The organism is Enterobacter sp. CCUG 70166 (assembly GCF_020224095.1).
Classification (GTDB): domain Bacteria; phylum Pseudomonadota; class Gammaproteobacteria; order Enterobacterales; family Enterobacteriaceae; genus Enterobacter; species Enterobacter intestinihominis.
The window spans coordinates 1-4,410 of the sequence record NZ_NRIQ01000081.1 but is presented as its reverse complement, the minus strand read 5'-3'; the positions used below and the strand labels follow the sequence as shown (position 1 = coordinate 4,410).

Below are 4,410 nucleotides of genomic sequence, written 5' to 3'. Positions count from 1 at the left end.
TCAACGGGGAGCAGGTCAAGCCTTATCTTCCTCAAGGCGGCGAATCAGCGCCCCAAGAAGCAAGCCCTTCATTCGCCATGTTTCATTTTCAAATTCAGATTTCGTCATTGGTGGTTATCTCCAACTGGTAACAAGCCAAGCGCACGGATGTGCTGTATCACTTCTTGATGCACAGGCTTCGGCAGGAACAAGCGGCGGGCAATGGCGGCGTAAACTTCATCAGGAGTCTTGCGCACTGGATGCACCCGGCCATTGAAAACCCGGTCGGACAACCGGACGGCTTTCCAGCGACGCGAGCCATCCGGCCTTTTCATGCGGTTCAGTACAGCGGCCAGACACTCCCACGGCTCGCAATCATTCAGCAGGCAATATCGCTCCAGCGGTGTAGATACCTCGCGAATGATGGCCTCACGATTAAGGGTCTTGCGATGAGGTTCGGCCAGTTCATCCCAGTTGTACCCATTCAGGGCAAAGGCTAGTTGTGCGGTGATGAGCGCATCCGCACGCGCAGCACGACGCTGCGCATGTTCGGTAACAGGCATATGATTAACTCCAGAGAATCAGGGAGAGCCTTTCGACTCAGAGGTATTTAGCGATGCACTGCCAGTTGCAGTTTTCAGGGCGGTAGAAGTAAGCAAGCTCATCAGGCGCAGCATCCAGCGCCAGCGATGACCACAGCATAAACGCGCGGGCTGGTTGACCGTCGCGCCCGGCACGTCCAATCATCTGAACGAGATCAGGCAAGTCATCGGGAACGTATGTCACGACAACGTTACGGATATCAGGAACATCAGCACCCAGCCCGAAGGCTTTAGTAGCAACCAGAATCGCGCCCGGCGCAGAGGCAAACCACTCAGCGTTTGCGTGGCGTTCCTCGTTGCTCAGGTGCATCGTCTTCGAGTGATATGGGCGCGCCCGGTCGCCGAAGAGTTTCAGGTACGCCCGCAACGTCTTAAGGTCATTGACGAGAATGAGCGTCTTCTCTTCATCCGGCAGAGCCTCGGCCAGACCAACAGCCGCACGGTATCGCTGGCGGCACTGCCTGACCGGAATCAACTGTATATTCTCGCGAGCAACATCAGCACGGAATGTGACGTAATTGCCACGGCATCCCAGCGCCTCCATTAAACCGCGCTCATTTTCACGTAGTAGAGTAGCCGTAAACACGCAGCGTTGAGCCGAGGGAAAAGCATTCTGTAGTGTGTGCTGCATTGCGTCGTAAGCTGGGCGGAAATCCCAGTCTTTGACCGTGTGTGCCTCATCGATAATAAAACGATCAACGCCGTAAGCCATCAGCGCCGCAAAGACCTGACTCGACGGAACAAGATGCTCAGGTGAAACGACAGCAACACGGAACGCCCCGGCTGCTAGTCCCGCCAGTTGTTGAGCGTTGCGGTGCCTCGGCAACTTGTCACCGAATGCCACAGCGTGAACGCCAGCATCCCGCAACTGGCGGAGAATCTGGCGCTTTAGGGTATTAGTGGGAACCACGATTACAGACAGGCCAACGCCAGCGCGGGACTCATAAATCAATGGATAAGCGAAGGCGGCGGTCTTGCCATAACCCGTAGGCAGAACGGCCAGCACATCACTACCACGGGAGAAGATCGCATCAGCAACAGACAACTGCCCCGGCCTCCACTCCAGCCCATCGGGTGGCAACAGGCTAACGCGTGCGTTTCGGTCACAGCGAACCAGCGGGCGGAACTCATAAGAGGCTGTATTCAGTGACGGCACAGACGGCGAAGCAGCCAAGCCGTTCGGGTCACAATGATGATTAGAACTATTAAATCTATCTTCGGTAGGCTTCGACTCTCCACACCACAATTGACGAAACTCCCCTGAGTCTCCGTAGCGTTTGAAATCTGCGTTGCGCATAGCTTCCATTTGGTTCATGCCCCGACTGATACGGCGCATGGTCTTCTCATCGCAAATCAGGAACTCGCGGCAGGCTTTGAGAAAAGCATTCTGTCCGGTTGTCGCTTCCGGCACGGCGTGCTCGCGCGGTTTCAATGCGGCATCGTCTACGCGAACACCGGGAAAATCTGGCGGCAGCGGGTCAACATAACGAGCGGGCTTCTTATTAAGCCATTGCTCAATCTCAGCGCGTCGGCAGTGAATCGCGTCGCCGGGCTGGATGACTTGCCGCAACCCAGCGTCAGAGCGCTGTTTTTGTTTCTTCGGTTGAACACCGTGCAGCGTTCGCCACTCCCGCAAGGTCATCGCGGAGCCATCTGCATTGTAATAAAACTCTTCGGTCTTTGTGTTGTATGCCGCCTTAACGGGTTTACGCTTTACAGGGCATATCTTGGAACGTCGAATAACAATCCCGTCAGCGATCATTTGCTGTACATCTGCGTCCGCAGTATTGAGCGGGTCAGCGTCGGCAGCCTGCGCAAGCAGGCGGCGTAGGTTTGTTGGCATGGTGAAATCTCCAGAAAATAGGGGTAGGTATTAGCTCAGGTTGGGTCAGCGGTACGGGTTCGGCAGACTCTCTGCCCTTTTAGAAGTTTTCATGTCAGCAACAGTGTCAGTGTCTCTGCCATAATACTTACCTTCAAAATCGGAGAATTTGTCGCGACTCGGGAGCTGTTCTTTCTCCTTAGTAGATACTTTCATTAGGTCAATTTTTAACCACCACCTCGCTAAGCCTTACTGAGCTTGGGCTAGCAATACTTAACAACGCGATTTTTGTCGGTCAAAAGCGGGTAAGTAATGCTCTATATCTCCTTATTAGTAGCCTTTATATATAAAAAATATAAGTTACTGATATAAATAGATAATTATGAAAGTGTCTATAGTGATATAGTATCGCTAGATACGCAGAGCGAGCGCGGCGCAGCCGAAACAAGCGAGCGCCGAACGGATGACGGATGACAGACCGTAGGACTGACAGACGGCAGACAGTGAAGGCAGTAGGACAGGTGACAGACAGTAGACCGTGACGGCGTGCCATAGCTGGCAGTAGCACAGCAGGCAGTAAGACCGATGACCAACAGCTAAGACCTGAAAGGAAACGAACAAGAAAGATGATTGAATGCTACAGAAATGAATTGAAGATGTTATGAAGAATACCGTACCGATATCAGGATAAGATTGAATACAGAAGTAATACCGATACAGAGTACCGTCCCACTACACAACCCCGCCGCGTTGACCGCCCGGCAAGCACGGTTGCGTGGAGGGCCGAGCATCAGCAGCGGACGCAGGCCGATGAATGAGCCGAAGGCGAATGAAAGCGGACTAGCGGACGCGAGAAGCGTAGCCAGTGGTGAGCGTGAAGCGATACACTGATTAGGAGATGGGGATGTAGGGGAAGAACCCTTTTTTGTACATGTATATAAAATGCAACTTTAAAGCAAACCAAGCAGCACCAGCCCGCGTCTCGTCTGGCTTTGTAGATGGACAACACAGCCTTTGATCCCTTCCCCTGCCCCATCCCTCGAATTGTTCAGTGATGAATCACATTCACAATCTGATCTCGATGTTCATCGTCTGGCACGGCTAAAGCCCCGCCACCTCTTCACATCGAGAGCCGCAAGTAATACGAAAATACACTATAAATCATAGCATTACGACATTAAGTATAACACAACACTCTGAAATCAATACAAAAGCTGTAGGTCATCCATCACCCACAGCCCAGTAACGGCCAGTCGTAGCACCTCGTTCGCTTGTAGGTCATCACCCCTCGCCCTTGTTCCAATGACGTTTAACGGTGCTCACGCTAACGCCGAGACGCTTCGCTACCTTCGATTGAGACAGCCCCTCACTCCGCAGCTCCTGCACCTTTTGAGTGGTGTCGGTGGCTTCCTTGCGTCCCAGCTTAACGCCATTAGCTTTCGCCTTCTCCAGCCCGTCCAGTGTCCTCTCACGGATACGGTTCCGCTCGAACTCCGCAAAGGCTCCGAACATGTGTCTGATTAACGTGCCTTCGGATGAAGTCAGGTCGTGCGCTGGCAGGTCAAGAGACACCACCCTCACGCCGCGTTCTAACAGCATGTCAATGGTCTGCTGTACGTCGATGTTGTCACGCCCCAGCCTGTCCAGTTTCAGCACGACAAGCTGATCTCCCGCTTCCAGCTTATGCTCAACCATCGCCCGAAACTTAGGGCGCTGCATAGCCTGAACGCTGCCGGAAATGTCCTCGCTGATTATCCTGCTCTCAGGCACCGTGTACCCGGCACGCTCAATAGCCAGCACCTGATTCTGCGTATCCTGCTCGCGTGTTGAAACGCGGCAGTAGATAAAAGTCCTCATGCTTCACCTCTCCCGTCTGGTATCACAAAACGGTAGCATCATTGCATTGGTGGTAGCATTTAGTCAAACCCTAAATTGATGACACCAGATAGTAATCACTCAGACAGGTAGCAAGAATCGAACGATTGATGACTGAATCGCCACGGATAA

Annotated in this window: 3 protein-coding genes; all 3 read right to left on the bottom strand. The window is 53.0% G+C overall.

Annotated features, from left to right (window positions below; all coding sequences use genetic code 11):
• Nucleotides 1–104: 104 nt before the first annotated feature.
• The 3 genes from CKK19_RS24830 to CKK19_RS24820 all read right to left on the bottom strand — a co-directional run bounded on the left by CKK19_RS24830 (nt 105) and on the right by CKK19_RS24820 (nt 4,260).
• The gene (locus CKK19_RS24830) at nt 105–542 is read right to left on the bottom strand and encodes a hypothetical protein (protein WP_001145400.1); all 438 of its coding nucleotides are present in this window, start codon (nt 540–542) and stop codon (nt 105–107) included.
• A 37-nt stretch (nt 543–579) separates the two neighbouring features.
• Entirely contained in the window at nt 580–2,424 is a 1,845-nt protein-coding gene (locus CKK19_RS24825; RefSeq protein ID WP_063854204.1) for a DEAD/DEAH box helicase, read from the bottom strand.
• 1,260 nt (nt 2,425–3,684) lie between these two features.
• Complete coding sequence (locus CKK19_RS24820; RefSeq protein ID WP_063854205.1) at nt 3,685–4,260, bottom strand: recombinase family protein; 576 nt, start codon at nt 4,258–4,260, stop codon at nt 3,685–3,687.
• Nucleotides 4,261–4,410: the final 150 nt, after the last annotated feature.

Excerpts from the sequence above, each read along its gene's own strand:
- CKK19_RS24820 (WP_063854205.1), bottom strand. The coding sequence starts at position 4,260 with ATGAGGACTTTTATCTACTGCCGCGTTTCAACACGCGAGCAGGATACG.
- CKK19_RS24825 (WP_063854204.1), bottom strand. The coding sequence starts at position 2,424 with ATGCCAACAAACCTACGCCGCCTGCTTGCGCAGGCTGCCGACGCTGAC.
- CKK19_RS24830 (WP_001145400.1), bottom strand. The coding sequence starts at position 542 with ATGCCTGTTACCGAACATGCGCAGCGTCGTGCTGCGCGTGCGGATGCG.